The sequence below is a fragment of the Pseudomonas retamae genome (genome assembly GCF_043496865.1).
In the GTDB taxonomy this organism is placed as follows: Bacteria; Pseudomonadota; Gammaproteobacteria; order Pseudomonadales; family Pseudomonadaceae; genus Aquipseudomonas; species Aquipseudomonas retamae.
Map to the genome: position 1 here is coordinate 20,036 of NZ_JBIEIL010000014.1, position 20,883 is coordinate 40,918.

Consider the following 20,883-nt stretch of genomic DNA (forward strand, 5'->3'; position numbering starts at 1 on the left):
CAGACGCGAGACACCCCATGACCGAAGCCATTTTGTTGGAACGCGAACGCGGTTTACTGACCCTGCGGCTCAATCGCCCGGACAAGAAAAACGCCCTGACCCGCGCCATGTACGGCCGCCTCGCCGAGGCACTGCAACAGGCCGACAGCGACCCCGAAATCAACGCCGTGCTGATCAGCGGCAGCGCCGAATGCTTCACCGCCGGCAACGACATCAGCGACTTCCTCCAGCAACCGCCGAGCGACCTCGACAGCCCGGTGTTCCACTTCATGCTCAACCTGCTCGAATGCGGCAAACCGGTGATCGCCGCCGTGGCCGGTGCCGCCGTGGGTATCGGCACGACCATGCTGCTGCATTGCGATCTGGTCTATGTAAGCCACGATGCGCGCCTGCGCATGCCGTTCGTCAATCTTGGTCTGTGCCCGGAGTTTGGCTCCAGCCTGATCCTGCCGCGTTTGCTTGGTCAGGCCAGGGCAGCACAATTGTTGTTGCTCGGTGAAGGCTTCAGCGGTGAACAGGCCGCCTCGTGGGGGATTGCCACCGAGGCGCTCGGTAGTGGTGATGCGGCGTTGAGCAAGGCGCGGGAAATGGCGTTGCGCTTCGATGAATTGCCGGCGCAAGCGGTGTGCATCAGCAAGCAATTGATGCGAGCGCCGGATCGTCAGTTGCTGCGCAAGGTGATTGAGGAGGAGGGCGCGTTGTTCACCCAGCGGCTGCGTTCGCCGGAGGCGGTGGCGGCGTTGAGCAAGTTTTTTCGGTGAAGGTCAAGACTCCTTCGCGAGCAGGCTCCCACCGAGCGCATTGCAAATGTGGGAGCGAGCCTGCTCGAGAAGTGGGTTGACCAGACAATAAAACTCTCAATCAGGGGCAGCCGGCAATCTCGTTGCCAGGTCACTCGATCAATCCACGGCCGACGCATTGAACCGGTTGGCCGTCGACTTGCCTTTGGCCGAGGAACGTCATTTTACCTTCACCGATTGCAACCCCAGTACAAATCCCCCTCTCCAGGTCGAATACTCGCCAGCCGCCATCCGCAAAATCCGTGTCCAATTTGCCGTCATCGGTGAATCTGGCAATAACATGGTTAAAACCAGAGGACACTAGACTCAGCCCCGCAACAAGCATGTGTCCGTTGTTCTGGATGGACGCGTCAAGCCATAAGGTGTCAATGCCTTGCAGTCTGCTCAGAAGTGGTTTGCCTACGTTGAACTGGATGTTGGGTTTGCCGTCGGATTCCCGGCTGATCAATACGCCATGGTGTGCAGGCTCCGTATACCCAACGGATAACAGCCGCTTATTCGTCTGCCCGATAACTTTTACGACATTGACGCTCAGCAAGTTTTCTACTGGATCCATCACTTCAAAGCCATCAACGGCGAACGAGTCATCAATTTTCCCGGTAGCAGTCAAGCGGTTGAGTACTGCCCGGTAAGGATGATTGCCACGTACACAGCCCGCGAGCACGTAGGTCCCATCCTGTTTTGCCAATAGATCGTATAGCTCCGTGTGGGTGAAATTCGGGTGGAGAACATAGGCGATTTCTCCCTCGTTAAATTCAATATCCCGTGTGCCGTCAGACAAGAGTCGAATGACGGCTGTCGCTACTTTGTATCCATCCCGATCTACGGTGGTATGCAATACGATCTTGCCGTCAGGCAGAACGGTCGACCGCTGGCTCCCGGTTTTTGAGTTCGCTGCGTTGGGTTGTTGCTGGTGCTTCTGATGTGCCGTGTCGTCATCCGAGAGGTAAACAGCGACTTTTCCGGTCTCGTTGAATGCCGGATCAAGGTTGCCAGCGATGTCGAGACGCACGACTCCTATGGCACGCTTAAGGTTAGCCTGAAAGAAACTGCCGATGAGCAGCAGTTTGCCGTCGGCCTGCTCCACTATTTCGTTAGCGAAGGAATGCGATCTTTCTCCGACATCAAATTGACCGGTTACGTAGCCACTCTGGCCAAATTCAGTGTCGTGTACCCCATTGCTATCCAGTCTGATCAAGTAGTAGGCATCACCGTTCGATTGGCCTACGCTTCCCGCGATATAGGTGCGCCCTGATTTGTCGATCATCACTCCCCGCAGGACAAGGTTTCCTGAAAAATCAGGAGGTTTTTTCGGAGTGGCAACGCCCTGATTGCCAAACGTTGGATCGAATTTACCTGGCGAGATGTTTGCCGCAACGTCCATCTTCAATCCTCCTTGATTACAAGTCGTGTCCAGTCTTGAGTGGTTGGGTGGTGAAGTAGCACGCTAATCAAGAGTGGCTCTTGCAACAACTGACAGAACTGACAGTTGACGTTCTGTGAAAACTGGTTTTCAGCGACATGCAGACAACAAAAAGCCCCGCCATTCACATGGCGGGGCTTTCGTTTTTCAACTGCCGATCACTCAGACCTGCGGATCACCGACATGCAGAATCTTCATGCCGTTGGTGCCGCCAGTGGTGTGGTAGCTGTCGCCCTTGGTCAGGATGACCCAGTCGCCTTTTTCCACGACGCCGCGCTTGGTCAGTTCGTCGATGGCTTTCTGGCTGACTTCGTGCGGTTCCAGCGAGGCTGGATCGAACGGGATGGTGTAGACGCCGCGGAACATCGCTGCGCGAGCCTGGGCTTCGCGGTGCGGGGTAAAGGCGTAGATCGGCACCGAGGAGCGGATACGCGACATGATCAGCGGGGTGAAGCCACTTTCGGTCAGGGCGATGATCGCTTTGACGCCTGGGAAGTGGTTGGCGGTGTACATGGTCGCCAGCGCAATACTTTCGTCGCAGCGGGTGAATTCCTTGCCGATGCGGTGGCTGGAGGTCTTGCCGGTCGGGTGCTTCTCGGCGCCGACGCAGATGCGCGCCATGGCCTGCACGGCTTCCAGCGGGTAGAGGCCAGCGGCGGATTCTGCGGACAACATCACGGCGTCGGTGTAGTCGAGCACGGCGTTGGCCACGTCGGAGACTTCGGCGCGGGTCGGCATCGGGTTCTGGATCATCGACTCCATCATCTGCGTCGCAACGATCACCGCCTTGTTGTGGCGGCGTGCGTGCAGAATGATCTTCTTCTGAATGCCCACCAGTTCGGCGTCGCCGATTTCCACGCCGAGGTCACCACGGGCAACCATTACCGCGTCGGAAGCCTTGATCAGGCCATCGAGGGTTTCGTCGTCGGCCACGGCTTCCGCGCGTTCGATCTTCGCCACCAGCCAGGCAGTGCCGCCGGCTTCGTCGCGCAGTTGACGGGCGTATTCCATGTCGGCGGCGTCACGCGGGAAGGACACGGCGAGGTAGTCGACTTCCATTTCCGCAGCGAGCTTGATGTCAGCCTTGTCCTTTTCAGTCAGGGCCGGGGCAGTCAGGCCGCCACCGCGACGGTTGATGCCTTTGTGATCGGACAGCGGGCCGCCGATGGTCACGGTGCAGTGCAATGCATCGTCAGTCTGGGTATCGACGCGCATCACCACGCGACCGTCGTCGAGCAGCAGTTCGTCGCCCACACCGCAGTCCTTGACCAGGTCCGGGTAGTCGATGCCGACCACTTGCTGGTTGCCTTCGGTCAACGGATGGCTGGTGGAGAAGGTGAACTTGTCACCGATCTTCAGCTCGATCTTCTTGTTGGCGAATTTGGCGATACGGATTTTCGGGCCTTGCAGGTCACCGAGCAGGGCGACGAAGCGGCCGTGCTTGGCCGCCAGGTCACGCACCAGCTTCGCGCGAGCCTTGTGCTCGTCGGGGGTGCCATGGGAGAAGTTCAGACGGGCAACGTCCAGACCAGCCAGAATCAGCTGTTCGAGAACTTCCGGCGAGTTACTGGCCGGGCCAAGGGTAGCGACGATTTTGGTACGACGGACGGACATGCAAAGACTCCTGAGTTCAAGCGCAGGCAGAGGCTACTATGCTCGAAGGGTGTAGTCATTGTTCGTTTGCACTACTTATCGTTTTCTTTATTGAACCGACAACTGGCACAAACACTTCTGAAGATTTCTCGGCAGGGGTCGATACAGAGCACAAGACAGGAGAACCCCCATGCGATTGTTGCCCATTGCCGCCCTTGCCCTCAGCGTCCTCGCCGTCACGGGCTGCACCCGTTGGTCGATGAACCATCATTTGAACAACGCCTACAGCGCCTATGAGCGAGGCAATTGCGAGCAGGTCATGCTCGAGCTGTCCAAGGTCGAACGCGCCAGCCGCGCCCGCCCGTACGTGTGGCCGGAAGTGTCGATGATGCGCGGCCAGTGTCTGGAGCGACAGAAGCTCTATATCGACGCGGTGCAGACCTACCAGTTCATCATCGCCTCGTACCCCAACAGCGAATACGCCTACCGCGCCCGCGCGCGCCTGGAATCCTTGCAGAGCCTGGGCCATTACCCGACCCGCAGCGCCGCCGCCGTGGTACGCCCGACGCGTTTCTGACGACAGGGATACCGTACAAAATCTGGCCGTGTGTACAAGCTCAGCTATAGTCAGATAACCCGGATCCAGCATACAAGCAGAGATCCGGAGCAACACCTGCGACTGGTCAGCGGTAAGGTGACGGCGATTGTTGCGCCCGGCACACCGGAAGCGGGGAGAGCGGTCCCGCGTGCGGGCACGTTCCGAAGCAAAGGTGCGGCTCCGTGATGGAGCCTTGCATGGCGAACTGCGCATGTTTACCGACCGCCGGATCGAACGGCATCAGTTGCCGTACTTCCTCAGAGTGTTCAACACCGTCACCGACAAACCAATCGGCTTCCTCGGCAACGTCTCCGACGACGGGCTGATGCTCATCAGTCAATTGCCGATGATGGTCGGTGTCGACTTTCAACTACGCCTGAAAATCCCCGATAGCGATGGCTGCCAGCAGGTCATCGACTTCACCGCGTGTTGCGCGTGGTGCCATGAAGACGCCACGCCGTTGCATTACGACGCCGGGTTCATTCTTTTGCAGCCGCCGGTTGAGTTTGGCCTGTTGGTGCGCGCGTTGCGGCGGTATTTCAGTTTTCAGCCGTTGCCGGCTTCGGCTTGATTCACATCCCCCAAATATTACCCGCGAGCGGGCTGTCGTCTCTCTAAGGCGTACGCCGGTTCTGTGGGGCGGGCTTGCCCGCGAAAGCGGCATCATTAACGCGTGATGTGAACGATCAGGCTATGGCACAGGCAATGCCTGATCTCGCGTTGTCGCACTTCGGTTACAACGGGACCGTTTGTCCGGACTGTCAGAGTTGACAGGTGCGCAACGTCAGAATTGTCGATTCACTGCCAAGAGGGGGACAAACGCTGAATGCCCTTTTATCGAGGTGTGGGATCATGGAAAACGAATCGGATGACGCAATACAACCGGCTGAAGACGAGCTCTTTGGAAGCGCGAGCCAGAGCATGGAACCTGACGCCGCAACTCCGATAAAAAGACCTTTTACAGCACCCAAAACTGATCATGTACATGACATTTATAGTGATCTTATCGGGCCTTTAATCGGATCTGCAGATGGGTACGAGCTACATTTTTATGACGTAAATAGCTACAACTATTTTCAGATTAAAAAAACCATTTCGGTCAAGGATCCTGTTCATTTTCCAAGTAGCCTCGGTGGTCGCAAGGCGGGAAGAAATGCTATTCATTATCGTTGGCAAACAGGTACTCATTGGGGGGAGTGGTTTGACTCTGAATGGTTCTATTTTTTGCGGACCCCGATTATTACTGTATCGGACCGGACAGTTCATGAAACGGCCGTTCCGACCATTACAGGCGTGGCGGAAGCAGGGTCTCACGTGCAGTTGGCTAGATCAGGTACACATGCCCTTCTTAGCAATAAGTTCGAAGTGTCGGCAGGTGGCGGCTTCTCGTTTCAAACGCATACGTTGACCCAAGGCGACTATAAAGCGGTTGTTTTAAATACTCAAAATGGCTACCACGGCGTAGTGTTGTCTGCCGAGCATAATTTTTCCGTCTTGCTTCCTCCTGCGATAGATTCGGTAGACGACGGGCTCCACATCACGCCTCGTCCGTTAATTCGTGGAAAGGGTATGGTCGGCGCGACCATTGACGTTTATATAAAAAATACGGTTACACAAGTGCTCAAAAGCGTCGCAGTCGCCGCCGATGGAACTTGGGCTGCTTCGAGTAACCATGAATTTGTCGCAAGTGGCAGTTATACACTTGTTGCTTATCAGACATTGCGTGGCGTTCTCTCCAAAGAGGGGCCCGGTCACAACTTTAAATTCTACGTACCGCCGAAAATTTTGAAACCGTCGCCATCGACTACCCAGAATGCGTCTTTCCTGATGGAAGGTCACAACGGTGAGCCCGGCGCGCAGTTGGTGGTTATTGAGAAATCTAATCCATCAATTACTTATGGTACGACGACCGTAACGGCTGCGAATGGTGACTGGAGCATCGCAGTCTCCGGACTACCACTGCGCCGGATTGAACTGGTGGTTAAACAGTTCGTAGGGTTTTCCATCTCTATCAGTGCTGCCTTGCCGCTGGAAATCGGCATCCCGGCGCCTGTGATCGGCTCGCCGCCCTCGGGCAGTACACAAGACACTTCTTTTCGTATTGTCGGGACGGGGGCGCTGCCAGGCGCCACTGTTGAGATTTTCGAGGACCTTCTGAATAATCCTGCGCTGGGCTCCAAGGAAGATTCAGCCGCTACCTGGTATGTGAATTTGGAAGAGCTTGCGCCAGGTCCGTTGTCACTTGTGGCGATGCAGACCCTCAATGGCACATCCTCACCACGCAGCGGTGCTCGAAATTTCAAGATTCGCCCCGCTGAGTTGACAACAGTCACCGTCGAGCAAGCCGACGGGGCCACGCTGGTCTTCTCAGGTAATGGGCACTACAACGTAAAACTTCGAACGGAGATTCAGTTCACCGTCCCCGCGGCAGTCAGTGCGCCACCTAATGCCACCGTACAACCGGACGGCAAGTGGCAAACCACCGCGACCGACTGGCCCTTCGGCGAATATGACGTGGAGGTAATTCAGAAAGTCTCCGACAACGCCAATGGCTGGATCAAGTCCCGGCCATATCGGTTCAGCGTTGAAAAAAATGTGCCCAACGTCAGCGACCTCGACTACACCAAAGACTACCAACCCACTTTCACCGGTAAAGGTTTCAACGGAGCGACGGTTCAAGTTCGCGAGCGCGTCAGTCATGTAGCGCTGGCACGTGACACGACGGTGGTGCGCGGCGAATGGACCACCAGGGCGTTGGCGGAGTGGGGGCCTTCGTGGCAACGGCAGGTCGAGGTCAAGCAATTCGTGGGAGCGCAGGAATCACCGAACTGGGTTGCGCTTGATGTCACCATTCCCCCTAAACCGCCAGGCTTGAATGATCCCGAAGAAAACGGCCTTTCGCCGAAGTTCAGCGGGACCTGCTGGCGGGACGCAGACGTCACCCTCGAGTTTGATGACGAAAATCAAGTGCACAAGGGCGTCGTCAGCAACGGCACTTGGCAGTTCACACGCGCCCAGCCATTTGCTCCTGACAAGGAACACAAGGTCACGGTGAAGCAATCTTACGCCCAGCAAACCTCGGGTTCTGTATCGAAGACGTTTACCCTCTCGCGGCCCATGCAATCGCCCACGATCACCCATCCAGTGACAGGCTCGAGAGTCAATCGCGACGTGACAATCAGGGGCGGGGACGGCATGAAAAATGCCGTTCTACAACTGCGCGACAAACAGTTTGATCGGCCTTTGGGGATAGCCAAAACCCTGATCGCGGACGGTGACTGGTCGATTGATCTGCAAGGTCTGGAATTCCGGAACCACGGCATCGATGCACAGCAGACGTTGCAAGGAAGGCCTTCGGCAAACAGCGATGAACATAAGCTGGAAGTGGTATTGCTGCCTCCTGAAATCATCCAGCCACAGCGCGACGGCACGCTGGAGCGTATTGCGAAGATCAACGGAAAGGCAATGAGAGGAGGGCGTGTAACGGTTTTTGTGCAAGGCTTTGCCGCCCCTGTTCTTTCGAATGTTCCGGTAGACAACAACGGTAATTGGGCAGGCACAGTATTGCTGCCGGTGGGCCGCAATACCATCTGGGCGCGGCAAATGTTCCTGGATGAAAATGACGAATTGCAAGAGTCGGATGACAGCCAGGCGTTTGATTTCAGGGTCGTACCAGATGCTCCGGTAATCGAAACCCCGGTGGTCAACGATTGTGTTGGAACGCGAGTGGTGGTGTCGGGGTTTGGTGAGCCGGGCGATACGGTCACGGTCACGCTGGTGGGGGATCAGTCTTCAATGCCGGAGAGTACGCAAGTGCAGTTGAGCCGAACCTGGTCGGTAACGCTTGATGCCGGTGGATTGACTGGCAAGGATTACCGACTGGAAGCGGTAGCTTCATCAGGAGACTTTGGCTCAGGCAAGTCAGTGCGCGACGTCCAATTGGCTACTTTTCTACCTGTCATCGACCATCCAGCGGGGGGACAGTGGGTAAGCCCTCCGGTCCAGTTCGCCGGCCAGGGGCGAGAAGGCATTGGCAAAGTCGTGAGCTGGTACAACCCTGATGTGCACTGGGCGGAGCAGTTATCCGTGGTCGAAGGGCTATGGTGCGGCGAGTCGATAGCGCTGCGCGAGGCTGGCAACTGGTGCCGGTTCAGGCAGTCACTGTCCAGCTCCGATGGCGCGACAACATCGGACTGGGCTGACAGCGAGCGCTTTGACGTCGCACCTGCACCGGCTCGAGACGGCTAAGGCCCAACTACCGACGAGCGGTCATCGAACCTGTCAGAACTGACAGTAGACGGCTTGACTCGCAAAGCGCTCAATCCTACTGACCGAGTGCGACACCTGACGGACAATTCCAGGTGTCGCGGGACCGCTATCGCCTCAAGGAAATCCGATCATGGTTGATTCGCGCCGTCCCGCCCTGCAACTGCTGGATCAGTTGTTTGGCGAGGAACAATATCTGACAGACGTCGGGCTGGGAAAACTCAAAAGCTACCTCGAAGAGGGCGGGTCGATCTTTCCCTTGGTCGAGGGCGGTGCGCGTGGTCTGGAGCGCAACTACGGCGTGAAAAAAGACGACGCCCGACGGTTTCTGCGGCGCGCCAACAGTATGGCCTTTTACATACGGCGCCGATTTATCGAACAGGGTCTGCAGCGTCAGAAACCAACGAAAGAAGTTCCGCAGAACGGCATTTTGTCGATGGTCCCCGGGCCCACTATCGAAGACTTGTTCGATCCCAACTACGACGCTTTTTGCCCGCCGAGCGCTATCGAGTCCGCAGTGGGCCCAGCCGCCTATCTGGTCGATTTGATGAAGTGGGTTGAAGAACGTATCGAATCGGCTTCGGATTCCACAAGGATATTGCTGCATGATCGGCGCAGCGATCTGAAAAAACTGGTCGTCGATTTCAACGCTGTGCATCGTCCGGTGTCTTCGGTCGACATCATTGTGCGGGTTCTCGAAACCTTCATTGAGGCGACGCAGGAATCGCCCGATGAGCCAGTGGATGTCGAGCAGCAAATGATCGACGCACGTTATCCCAACGGACTGCCCTACTATCAACATTGGAACACTATCGATGCGGTTGCCCGCCACCATGGGCTATCGGTCGGTAATTTTGCGCACATGGTGGACAAGTCGTTTCCCTACTTCCTGCAGGCACAGGCCTGGGACGACGATGCAGGGCGTGCCTTGGCGCACGCGACACGATTAGGACCCTATCAGCGCAAGTTGCTGACAGAGGAGCCTGCGAATATTGACGACAGGGTTCGTTTCTACAGTCGTAATTTTGGCACCGGCGATATATACGGGGACATCAATCAAGTCAATTTTTTTGGGAAGCGAACCAAACTCGACACGCCGGGGATCGAGAAACTATTGTCAGTCGGCAGCTTTGTTCCACAGCGTTCAGCCAATGTGAAGTTTGCGACAGAACCGCCTGCAGAGCCGGAGAGTGGACGTTCCGGTTCCGTTTACGTTAATGCTCATTCCCATCCGGGCATTCATTTCATCGCTACTGGTACCGGCCCCACCTTCCTGCATAAACTCTCGCCTAACCACAGCAATGTCGAGGGATTGGACCGCTACGACCGCCTGAATCGCAAGTTGCGTCTGGACCAGTGGCTGGACCTGCCCGCGGATGAAGTCGATGCGTTGTTGGCAGCAGCCATGCGAGCGGAAGCACGCGGCAGTGCGCAGGCCGAGTCCTGGTTGATTACAGAGAAAGTTACCCATGCATTGGGTCTTTTCCAATCGCTAAGAGAGCGTTACGGATGTACCGCGCATGATTTCGCTGCGTTCATCGACGAGCTGTCGATTTACGGACGTGGCGAGGCACTGTCGCAATTCGATCAGGTTTTCAACGGCCAGGGAAACTATCGTGACCCCTTGGTGCTGGATGGTCTCCCGTTCCCGGTATTGCCCGTTCAAGGCAAGTCCGAGTTGACGATCACTCAGCTGTGCAGTGCGTTGAGTATTGATCTGCAGACGTATCATTATCTGGCGATGGCGATTGCCGGCGCCCATCGCATCGATGGCAATAATCTGCTGCGCACGCCGGCGATCATCTCCAGTTTTTATCGCATGGTGAAACTGCCGCGCTTGTTGGGCCTTACTCCTGTCGAAGGCGTGCTGATGCTGACATTGCTCGGCGGACAGGCATGGCTGGAGGGGCTGGCAGGCAAGCCGCAAATCAATTCGGCTGAAAGTACCAGCCCCGATGTGCTGAACCTCATCTATGCCATGCATTCGTGCGTGCAATGGTGTGCAGACCGTGATTTTCCGGTGCTGTGGATGCTTCAGCAGATTGCCGAACCTCGAGCCCTCGCCGTCGCCGAGACCGAGTTGCAGTTTTTCGAACAGGTGCGCAACTTGCTGGGTGCTGCCGGGTTCAGCAACTCGGCACTATTGATGGCGGGTGTCCCGCCATTGGCGGGTGCCAGTTGGTTGGACTTGCTGACGAAACTGGCCGATCTCGACGGCCTGGTCCTCGCCTGGTCAGGCACAGAAAGCGATTATCAGTCCTTTGCCCGGGATGTCCTCGACGATGCCGTAAGAGATGGCCTTGGCCAGATCGACGACAATGTACGCGCCAATATCGTCGAGCGCATGCTGGTTGTGCTTGTGCAGGCCAGAGACGCGCAGGTGCAAGTGGCCAAGGAGTGTCTGGAGGTTTATACCGGCGTCAGCGACGAGCACGCCTTGCAAATCTTGAAGTGGGCCAATGCAAGCGTGCCTCGATTGTTGCGACTGGTACTTGATCGGCCGCTTTTGCAACTCGAGACAAACAGCAGACGTGCCGAACCGTCCGACCCGCTAATGCTGCTGTTGGCCGACGTACGTCGACGCAGTGCCGTGGTGGCGCAACTGGACCTTGGCGTTGAGGCGTTACGCGATTATCTGGATTACGGTTACCAGGCCTGGCTTTCTCAGGAGGACAAGTACGCTTTCACGGTGCGGACCCTTTATTACCTGACCTCATTGACCCGAGGCTTCGAGTTGAGTCGGCTGCCGGCGCAACGGCTGCTCGATTATCTGCGCGAAGTCAACGCGCTGCCTTCCCCGCTTACGGGGCACGCGCTGCGTCTGGCACAGCAGGCGGCCGCCATCAGACTCGCCGAGTTTTTTGACTGGAGCGTGCAGGAAGTGCGCGAATGCGTGGGGCGTATCGACCCGGACAAGGGCATTCTGAAAACCCTGCCCCAACTGGACCAGTTCATGCGCATCCGCGTGCTGGCTTCGCACACAAGTATGGATGCCTTGACGATTTTCCTGATCGGTACCTTGCCGGAAGATGTAGACAAGAACCGCTACAAGGAAGCCGCTGAGCGGGCTTTGTTGAGTGTGTCCCAATCGATAACCTCTCGGGTCACTGTTAACGAGGATTTGCAGCAGATCGTCACCATGACCTGCGTATCGGATAAAACCGAGGTCGTCGCCAATAAACCGGGCGAGAAAATCACGTTCACCGTCACGCTCACCGACAGCGATGCAAACCCATTGAGCGGCGTCAATGTTTATTGGCATACCACGCTGGGCACCATCGCCACAAAGGCAACGGGTACCAACGGCGTGCTGCACACGGATTTCATTCCCGGTACGGCCACCGGCACGGAGGCTCCCCGGTTCTGGATTGATTTGCTCGAAGCAGCGTACGCCCCTGCCGTCCACGTTATCGTCGACACTAAAACCCTGCAATTCCCACCGCGGTTCATGTCTCCGGTGCCGTTGGAATCCGTGGCATTCGGCCAGGAGGTCGAACTCTCCGCCACGATGAAGGACGGCTTTGGCAACCTCGGAAGAAACACCCCGGTCAATTGGAGCGGCCATCCTTTGACGATCGGCATTGGCCCCTCACATGTTTCTATTCGCCCGGCACAGGCGCACACCGATCACGAAGGGGTGACGCGAGTGTACGTTTCAAGCCCTACCGGTGGAACGTTTCGGATCACCGTCGGTACAGAGGACGGCACGTCGTCCGCTGATTTCGAACCCATCACTTTCGACCTGCAGGAGCAAGCATAATGGCAATGGACACGATGGCACGCTTGCTCGAAAAACGTCGGGATGCGTTGGTCGAATACTGCATCGGGCATATCGGGAAAAACGATCCGACTTCCCCTTACATGTTCGTCGAAACTCCGGAAGATCTGTTTGAATTGCTGCGCATGGATCCTCTGGATAATGATCCGGTGAAGAGCTCCTGGGTCGCCGAAGCGATTGGCTGCGCCCAGCAATTCACTAACGCGGCCTATAAAAAGCTCGAGCGTGGTTATACAGATACCGAATTCGACAAGCGCGATGTGAAGACCTGGGAACTGTACAACAACTATTCGGATTGGGCGGCGCTGCAGATGATCGCGGTGTATCCGGAAAACTACATGAACCCCTTCGTGCGCCAGCGCAAGACCAGCCTGTTCAAAACTCTGGAAAACAACCTCAGTCAGACGCGCCTCCACAGCGATACAGTGCAGGTCGCCTTGCGCGATTATCTGCAAACGTTCGAGCAGACCTGCGATCTCGATGTGATCAGCAGTTACATGGATTTGATAGGCAGCACTACGGAGGTTGTCTCGCCCGCCCGTGCTGATTATTACTTTGTCGGGCGCCAGCGGGTGCCGCCGTTCCAGTATTTCTGGCGCAAGGCCGAGGTGGAGCTCACTGACGAATGCCGAGCGATCAATCCCGCTGCGTGGAGCGAATGGCGGCCGGTAGAAATTCCCGCAGGCGTAAAGGTTTTGGACATACGCCCGGTGTTGTGGAATTCCCGCTTGTGTCTGGTATGGGCGCAATGGCAGGACGAGATGAAGATGGCGGATAAGGAAGTAAGTCTGCCCCACCAGTTATCCATCAATTTGTCTTTCATGAGTCAGAACGGGCAATGGTCGGCACCTCTGAGTCTTCACACTTCCGAACAGGAGACGGATCACTCTGAAGGGGCTCGACTGATCGCAACGGTATGGGCGGACCGCTACAACCCCAAGGGCAAGCTGGGAGTCATGTTGATCAATGACCGGACTGCCCCGGATTCCTTCAAAGTATCGGCAGTACGTGATGTGCTGTTCCGTCGCCTGGACTGGGACGATGGTGGCTGGCTCGAGAAGGCAGCGACCGAGCGGTTCACCACACTCGATACCGTTCAGCATCAATTGCGCAACCAGCCGACGGTTGTCTCCAGCGCGACGGTGATGGGCAATGTTACGGACTTTCTGGACTTGCAAGCCGTGGTGTTTCGTGTGGACGAAAAAGATGTACTGTTCCTCCAGGGTTATTGCAGACCCACGGGCTCGACCGCAGGAGACGACAGTTTTACGTTGGAGGTCTTGGAGCCTGCCACAGGCGATCCCAAGCCGATCATTGGCAATTTTCCGCTTGCTGGTGGCTGGAGCACCGGATGGCTTGAATTGACACGAGACAAAGGTTCCTGGCCGCCGGCTACTTTTTCTTTCGGCACCGCCGGTGAACGCAGAGTATTTGTTGTAACAGTTGCCAACGTCACACCCTTCGTCCCGCCGACGCTGCTGAAGAACACAGCAGATGCTGCACAGTTTCTGTCACTGAACCAGGATGAGCTCAAGCTCAAATTCACCCGTCTGAATTCGCTGTTCGGGCCGGAACTGGTGCAGCGCGCCAATATTTCCGTCGATGCCGTACTGGATTGGTCCACCCAGTTTCTGTCGGAGCCGCCTCCACAATCCGGCACCATTGATGAGCCTAATGGCGCTTTCGACGGCGCCAACGGACTGTTCCACTGGGAATTGTTTTTTCATTCTGTGCTCTTCGTCGCCGCACGTTTACGGGATGAGGACCGGTTTCAGGAAGCGCTGAACTGGTTGCACTATTTGTTCGATCCACAAGCGCCGGCCGACCCCGCAGATTCAGAATTACCGGATCGCAAACCCGCTTATTGGCGGTGCCGGCCCCTGGATGGCGACGGTAATCTGGGCTGCGAAACCGAAGCCCCGACTGATCCCTATGCGATTGGCTACTCCGCACCCAGACATTTTCAGATACTGGTGTTCACCGAATATGTGAAAACCCTGATGGAGTGGGGCGACTGGTATTACCGGCAGCTCACGCGTGACAGCTTGTTATCGGCCAAGCTGTGTTATGTCCAGGCACAGTCTCTGATGGGCAAGCCACCGTCCGTACGAACGGTAAACCGCTGGGAAGCAGATACGCTCGGCAATCTGTTGAACAGAAGCCGGGCACGGCCAACGCTGGTGCAATTCGAACATGACCTGGCATTCAACCTGGAAGACTTGCCGGCGGCGGCTGAAGCGGCGCCACTGCTCGGGTTGCTGGCAGTCGAGCCGTTCAAACAGCCGATCAATGAGCAGTTGCTTGCGTTGTACGATCTGCCCGGTAAGCGCCTGCATAATCTGCGCAACAACCTGACCCTCGACGGCAAGCCGCTGAATATTCCACTGTTCAGTCCGCCGACAGATCCCAATCAATTATTACGCGACCTGGCAGCTGGACCCGGCGGACCGCGGCCCATGGGGGGGCGCCTGGTGGTTGGCGCTTTTCGCTGGCGCGTGTCGTATGAGGCAGCACTGCGGGCCGTGCAGACCTTGCAGGATTACGGCGGTCAATTGCTGCGTTTCCTGGAACAGCGAGACCGGGCCGAACAAGAAGAAATTCAGCAAAGCCATCTGGTGGAACTGGGTGCCTACGCCAAGACTGTACAGGAGCAAACCATCGCTCAACTGCAAGCGAGCCAGGTCGCGCTGGCACACAGCAGGACCGTAGCGCAGGAGCGTGCCATCGCCTATGCCGGACGTTTTGAGGAAAACGTCTCCGACATCGAATACGAAGTCATGGAAAGTTTGCGCGATGCAAAGATCGTAGCGCTGACCTCCACGAGCGTTAAGATTGCAGGCTCGATAGTCGCCGCTTTTCCCAATATTTTTGGCGTGGCCAACGGCGGACACAGGGTCGATAGGGGCTTCGATGCGGTGTGCTACGGCCTGGACATCGCCTCATCGGTGCTAAGTATGGACGCAGACAGGAAAGCAACGACCGAGGGCTACCGTCGGCGTCGTGAAGAGTGGCGTTTGCAGCGCGATCAGGCATTGGCGGAAGTCAATGCAATCGAGGCGCAAATCACCGCACAAAGTGTGGCGGTGCAAGCTGCCCAAACCAGCCTGGAGCAAACGCTGCTGGCGAACAACCAGGCATTGTCCGTTTACAATTTTCTGAAAAAACGCGCCACCAATGCCGAACTGTTCAACTGGTTGCTGGGCCAGCTCAAGACGTTGCATTACCAGGCGTATGACGCAGTGGTCAGCCTGTGCCTGAGTGCGCAGGCGTCGCTGAGCGCCGAGACTGGGGACTACGACTCACAGATTCCTTTGCCTCAGGTCTGGCTGGACAACCGCCATGGTCTGACGGCTGGCGAGCATCTTCGTGGCTATTTACTGCGCATGGAGCGCGAGTACCTGCAACGTCATGAGCGACGGCTGGAACTGGAAAAAGCCATCTCCTTGCGTCGGTTGTTCGAAGACAAAAGCGATCCGCAACCAGGTATCGGCAGCTGGGCGAGCGCGCTGCAAGAGCTGAGCACTCGCGGGACCCTTGAATTCGATCTCACTCAATTACTGTTTGATCGCGATTATCCGGGGCACTACTGCCGGCAAATCAGTTCAGTCGAGGTCGACCTGCCCGCATTGGTCGGGCCGTTCGAAAACGTCCGCGCTACCCTGCTGCAAATCAGCAGCATGACGGCGACCAAAGCAACGACCTCGTCGGTTAGCTACTTGCATCATCCGGTCGATGCGGTGGCCCCGCCGGATGTGCTGGTCAATCTGCGCAGCGGTCAGCAGATAGCTTTGTCGACAGGGGTTGCCGACAACGGCATGACGGCGATGAGGCCTGATGAAGGTTTGCTCAACTGCTTTGAAAGTACCGGGGTGGTGTCTCGCTGGCAGGTGAAATTTCCGTGGCCGACAACAGAACCGCAGGCCGGCATGCTCGCTTCGGTGACAGACATCATCCTGCGTGTTCGATACACCGCCAAGGCCGGGGAACCGACGTTTACCCGAGCTGTTGAAGATCTGGTGACCCGGGCTCTGACCGGGCAGCGAAAAGCATCTCGCGCTGGAGCAGACCATCATGAATGAGCCCGTCATCAAGGCCGGCGAAAGCCTCGTACGCAACGGCGATTTCGAGCAAGGATTCAGCCACTGGAAAAAAGGTTCGACCAATCCGTCCTGGTTGGGTATAGCGCGCGAAAACTGGAACGAAGAGGACGTACGCTTTCTCAAGGCCGGCAATCGTTCTTCGGTCAGTCAAACCCTGACAATTCCAAAAAGTCCCGATACCGGTGTTACCTATGAGCTCGGTTTCGACTGTGAAATGCGCCATACCTCGCCGGGCAGGTTGGTTGTCAGTCTCGAGGACCAGCCAGACGTCAGTCTGGAAATCGAGTTGCAACCGAGTGCTCGACGCGACTCGCTGGAAGATCAGGCCCGGCTGAAGAACGGTCAGCCGCTGGAGTTCAGGCCCAAACGGTATGACGCTGTGCTCGATATGGCTTTCGAGGCCGGCGATAACCTTGTCGTCAGTGTATTCAGCCCGCCTAACGATTCCGGGGACGATATCTCAGCGGTATGTATTACCGGCATCGATCTGCAACTGCGTCTGCCGGCAGTGGATCTGGACGCAATAAAGCTGGACAGCGAGACGCTGCCCCCGAACCGGACGCTGTACCTGTGTCCGGGAGCGACCGAGGCCGCAAACACCGCCGACCCCGTGATCATGCCCCATGAACTGACTTTTTTGCCGGCCGACGGTAGCCCGTGGCAGGGCACTGAAGCGGCGTTGAGCATTGTTGGCAATCCCTTGGGCGCGATTGTCGCGACGCCGCAGTGGGAGACCAATCAGCCCTTGGCATCAGCGTGGTCTCTACGGTGTCCGTGGCTTGATGGAGACGAATACACATTTCAACTGGTACTGCGCAATCGCTACAAAGCGCCCGACTGCTCGATCAATGTTTCGCTGGGGCATCACCGGCTGAAGTTTCGCGATCTTCTTGAACCGGGCTATTACCCTTTGATCGATCAAAGCGTTCGTTTGGGAGGACAGGTTTCTTCGTATTACACGGGCTTTCCGGTGGCAGGCCGGACCGTCAAGTGGTCCGTCGTCGGGCATGAAGATCTTGGGGAAACCATCACCGATGAGCAAGGGCGAGTGCACTGGGATTATCAGGCGACACAGGCGGGAACCTTCGTCGTTCAGGCAACGGTTGAAAGTCTCTATTACGCCTCGGGGAGCGTCACGCAAAGTTTCGACATCACTGTGCTGGCCGCGGATCCGTGGCCGACGCTCAAGTACATGGACAACAGTGAAGAGCGGCACTGGACCGACAACGGCTACCCCAACCGCGGGTCGACTCACGTTCTGCAAGTCATATTGCCGTCAGACAGCCCTCTTCGTGAGGCCCTGTTTTCACTGCACTGGAGTGGCGACGAGCCCGACAGGATCGGTGTCGCGGTCAGCCCTGCGCTAACACAGCCGGTGCCCGTCAATAACGGCAATCTGAGCTGGACGCTAACCTGCGACGATGTTTCCGACGGCCAGTTCGAACTGGAGCTCAGATGCTCGAAACTGCTGCTGCCATCGTCACCGAAAAAAATGTCACTGGCGCGTAACAAGGTCAGGGTCGGTGATGTGCGCGAAGCCGACAAGTCACCGGTCATCGAGGATCGCGAAAGCGCACTGGTGCGTTTGCAGGTTGTGCATCGCGCCGACGCGTCTGATAGCGCCGACGGTGATCCTGTGATCGATGCACTGGTAGATTGGGAAACGCCCAACGGCATCGTTTCCACGCGAACAGGCAGCGGCGGCTGGGCCAGCGTATTGTTCACCCCTAAACAAGCCGGGACTAACACCATCGCCGCCAGGATCCGGGCGCACGACGAGGACACGCCGATCGAGCACTCGTTCACGGTAACGGCGATCGAGCGAAGTTCATGGAAAAACCAGGTCAGCATCACGCTGGATGGCAGCGAAGACACTCGCCCTGGCAATGGGCTTGTGTGTAAACGAGGCAGCACTCACGTCTTGAAGATCACGCCGCGCGAAGGCAGTACGCTCATCGGCAAAGCCATAACGCTCAGTTGGCGCGGGGTCGACCGCAATATCGGATTGAGCATCAGTGATCTGGATGTACCGCGCACTCTCGATGCAGTGGAAGGTCTGAGCTGGACGTTGAGTTCCGAGTTCGCTACCAGCCTCAGCAGTATGTTCGAACTGCGATTGATCAACGAAGCGCTCGAGGACCGGGACTTGTATGGTCGGCTGATGTCGCCTGATATTCATGACGAGTTCACGGTGGTCATGGATCGGATGAGCGTCGACAAGGGACAGGTGTTGTATCCATGTCTGGGGGCGATGCACCGCTACACTTTCAGAACCCATGCCTTGAGTCCGTTAGTAGGAATCGACATGGATCTGCGGTGGGACGGTAGCTCAGCTGGAGAGCTGGGCATTGAGCTGTGCCCACGTCCGGGTAGCTTGAATGTTATCGATGACAGCGGTTTCACCTGGACGCTCGATTGTTGCAATAGCGTCGCATCCGGGACATTTCGGCTTGCATTTGTCACGCCTTACGGTACGGCGGCTTATAACGCGATGCATTTGGGCCACAACAAAGTCAATATCGAAGCCCTCCATGAATCTGCGGTGACGCCGGTTGTGGGGCAGGAGCCTGCCTGGATGTGGGCAAAGGTTCGCTCGCATTACACTGGACGTGCCGTGGATCGCTTCCCTGTGCAATGGAGCGTCGCCGGCAAGCCGGTGGTTTACGACACCGGTGCCAATGGCTGGTCCGGTTTTCCCTTCGAGCCCACCGAGGCAGGGGAGCAGACCGTTGATGTGTCGATCACCAGTCCTTATGACGGTCATACACAATCGCATTCTCTGGCGGTCAGTTCGCTGAGCAGCGATCCGTGGGCCGGCGTAACGATCAAATTCGATACCGGCGCACCTCAACTCTGGGGTGAGCACACCTTTTTTCCACGTCGCAAGGGCAATCATCGGATCGAGGTGAAAGCGGCGCAGAACAGTCCACTGTTCAATCAGAAAATGACGCTGGGTATGCGCGGTGCTGGCCCGGCGGCGTTTGATTTACGCTTCAATCCACCGGCACTGGGCGTCCCGGCAGTCTTCAGCGAAGCAGGCTGTTTTTACGATTTCAGCGTGGGCGATCTGACGGACGGCAGCTTTGAGTTATGCCTGGCTTCCGAGCGGCTCGCCAGATTGTCCCCGGCCAATGCCATGTCGGTAGGTAGTGGTTCACATGCGGTGAAGATTTCCGAACGCTCGCGCGCCGGACAATCCTTGCTTTGGGGAGAGACACTGTTCGAGCACATCACGGTTATCTCTTCTATCAGTGGTGAACCGATGGAAGGTATCAAGGTGATCTGGCGCAGTGCGGATCTGGGGGAGGTGACCACGATTACTGATCATTATGGGGTTGCGAGCGTTCGATTCCTTCCCAAAACGCCCGGTGAATTTGAGCTGACGGCGACGGTAGGCGATTCGTTGTATTGGGAGTCGCTTGTGTTGTCTTGCACCATGAGCGAACCGAGGGAAATTTTTGATCTGTGGGAGCCATCGGATTCCGAGGATTACGCTCATGCCAAGGTCGTTTCGGCGCTGACTGGAGTGCCGTTGGCAGGCGTAGAAGTGGAGTGGGAATACGAGAATCAGTTTTTGAAGAAATCGCTAACCGCAGAGGATGGGATTGCACGGTTATCTTTGAAAGCCATCGCACGCAGCCATGGCATGCTCTTCGCTACAGTCAAGGGCGGTATTGCTGGCTGGGACGTGGCCTCACTGGCGTACGGCGGGAATATGCCTGCAATTCAATCACTGGATTGTGAGAGGTCCTCCATTTACCTGGGCGACGAAGTCAATGCCTGGGTTACCGTTATCGATCTTTCGCAAAACAGCGCGATGCCGGGCATTACAATCAAATGGAGCTTTGGCGGAGAACCATTACCGGATGCTGAAACCGATCAAGAGGGCGTGGCCCGCACGAAGTTCAAGCCAGCAGTGCAATCGATGGGTGGCGTTGATTTGGTGGCAACTGCGCAGTTCGGTCATCCCAAGGAGAAACAGCAACGGATTATCGTGAATCCGCTGCACGACGGGCTATTGAAGGATATTCGTACAGAGCCGGAAATTGTTTACATGAATAGAGCCGTAAGGCTGAAGGTGTATGCGTATGCAAAAACATCGACATGGGAAGTGCCCCTTGAGGGGATAAAGGTGCAATGGAGTGTGGATCGCACGGGTATCGGGTATAGCTACAGTAACGAGCAAGGATGGGCGGAAATAGACTATGTCAGCGGGGCTCCCGGGCACTATTCGCTTGAGGTCACTACGACTAATAGAGATGGGCCAGTAAAGCTCGGAACAGACCTGTTGGTGAAGTGGCCGCAATAAGATTGTCAGCCTGATA

General features: G+C 56.7%; 9 protein-coding genes. 7 read left to right on the top strand and 2 right to left on the bottom strand.

Annotation, left to right across the window (positions count from 1 at the left end):
- Positions 1-17 precede the first annotated feature (17 nt).
- Positions 18-761, top strand: coding sequence for an enoyl-CoA hydratase-related protein (locus ACGSLL_RS23590; protein WP_394508142.1), 744 nt, complete (start codon positions 18-20; stop codon positions 759-761).
- A gap of 130 nt (positions 762-891) precedes the next feature.
- Here ACGSLL_RS23590 and ACGSLL_RS23595 read toward each other — a convergent pair whose 3' ends face one another.
- Both ACGSLL_RS23595 and pyk read right to left on the bottom strand, forming a co-directional pair.
- Positions 892-2,184: a hypothetical protein gene (locus ACGSLL_RS23595; protein WP_394508143.1), complete on the bottom strand. Its 1,293-nt coding sequence runs from the start codon at positions 2,182-2,184 to the stop codon at positions 892-894.
- A 201-nt stretch (positions 2,185-2,385) separates the two neighbouring features.
- Positions 2,386-3,837, bottom strand: a complete 1,452-nt coding sequence (pyk, locus tag ACGSLL_RS23600) for a pyruvate kinase (protein WP_090285716.1) — start codon at positions 3,835-3,837, stop codon at positions 2,386-2,388.
- A gap of 169 nt (positions 3,838-4,006) precedes the next feature.
- On the opposite strand from pyk, the gene ACGSLL_RS23605 reads away from it, so the two are divergent.
- From ACGSLL_RS23605 to ACGSLL_RS23630, 6 genes are all read left to right on the top strand, one after another.
- The gene (locus ACGSLL_RS23605; protein ID WP_394508144.1) at positions 4,007-4,393 is read left to right on the top strand and encodes a tetratricopeptide repeat protein; all 387 of its coding nucleotides are present in this window, start codon (positions 4,007-4,009) and stop codon (positions 4,391-4,393) included.
- A gap of 232 nt (positions 4,394-4,625) precedes the next feature.
- The gene (locus tag ACGSLL_RS23610; RefSeq protein WP_394508145.1) at positions 4,626-4,985 is read left to right on the top strand and encodes a PilZ domain-containing protein; all 360 of its coding nucleotides are present in this window, start codon (positions 4,626-4,628) and stop codon (positions 4,983-4,985) included.
- Positions 4,986-5,266: 281 nt separating this feature from the next.
- Positions 5,267-8,662 (top strand): hypothetical protein, encoded by a 3,396-nt coding sequence (locus tag ACGSLL_RS23615; protein WP_394508146.1) that lies wholly within the window; start codon positions 5,267-5,269, stop codon positions 8,660-8,662.
- Positions 8,663-8,813: 151 nt separating this feature from the next.
- Entirely contained in the window at positions 8,814-12,440 is a 3,627-nt protein-coding gene (locus ACGSLL_RS23620) for a Tc toxin subunit A (protein WP_394508147.1), read from the top strand.
- A complete protein-coding gene (locus ACGSLL_RS23625) occupies positions 12,440-16,537 on the top strand; it encodes a Tc toxin subunit A-related protein (protein WP_394508148.1) in 4,098 nt (1,365 codons plus the stop codon). Before ACGSLL_RS23620 ends, ACGSLL_RS23625 begins: the two co-directional genes overlap by 1 nt.
- On the top strand, positions 16,530-20,867 hold the full coding sequence (locus ACGSLL_RS23630; protein WP_394508149.1) for a hypothetical protein: 4,338 nt from the start codon (positions 16,530-16,532) through the stop codon (positions 20,865-20,867). Before ACGSLL_RS23625 ends, ACGSLL_RS23630 begins: the two co-directional genes overlap by 8 nt.
- Positions 20,868-20,883 lie beyond the last annotated feature (16 nt).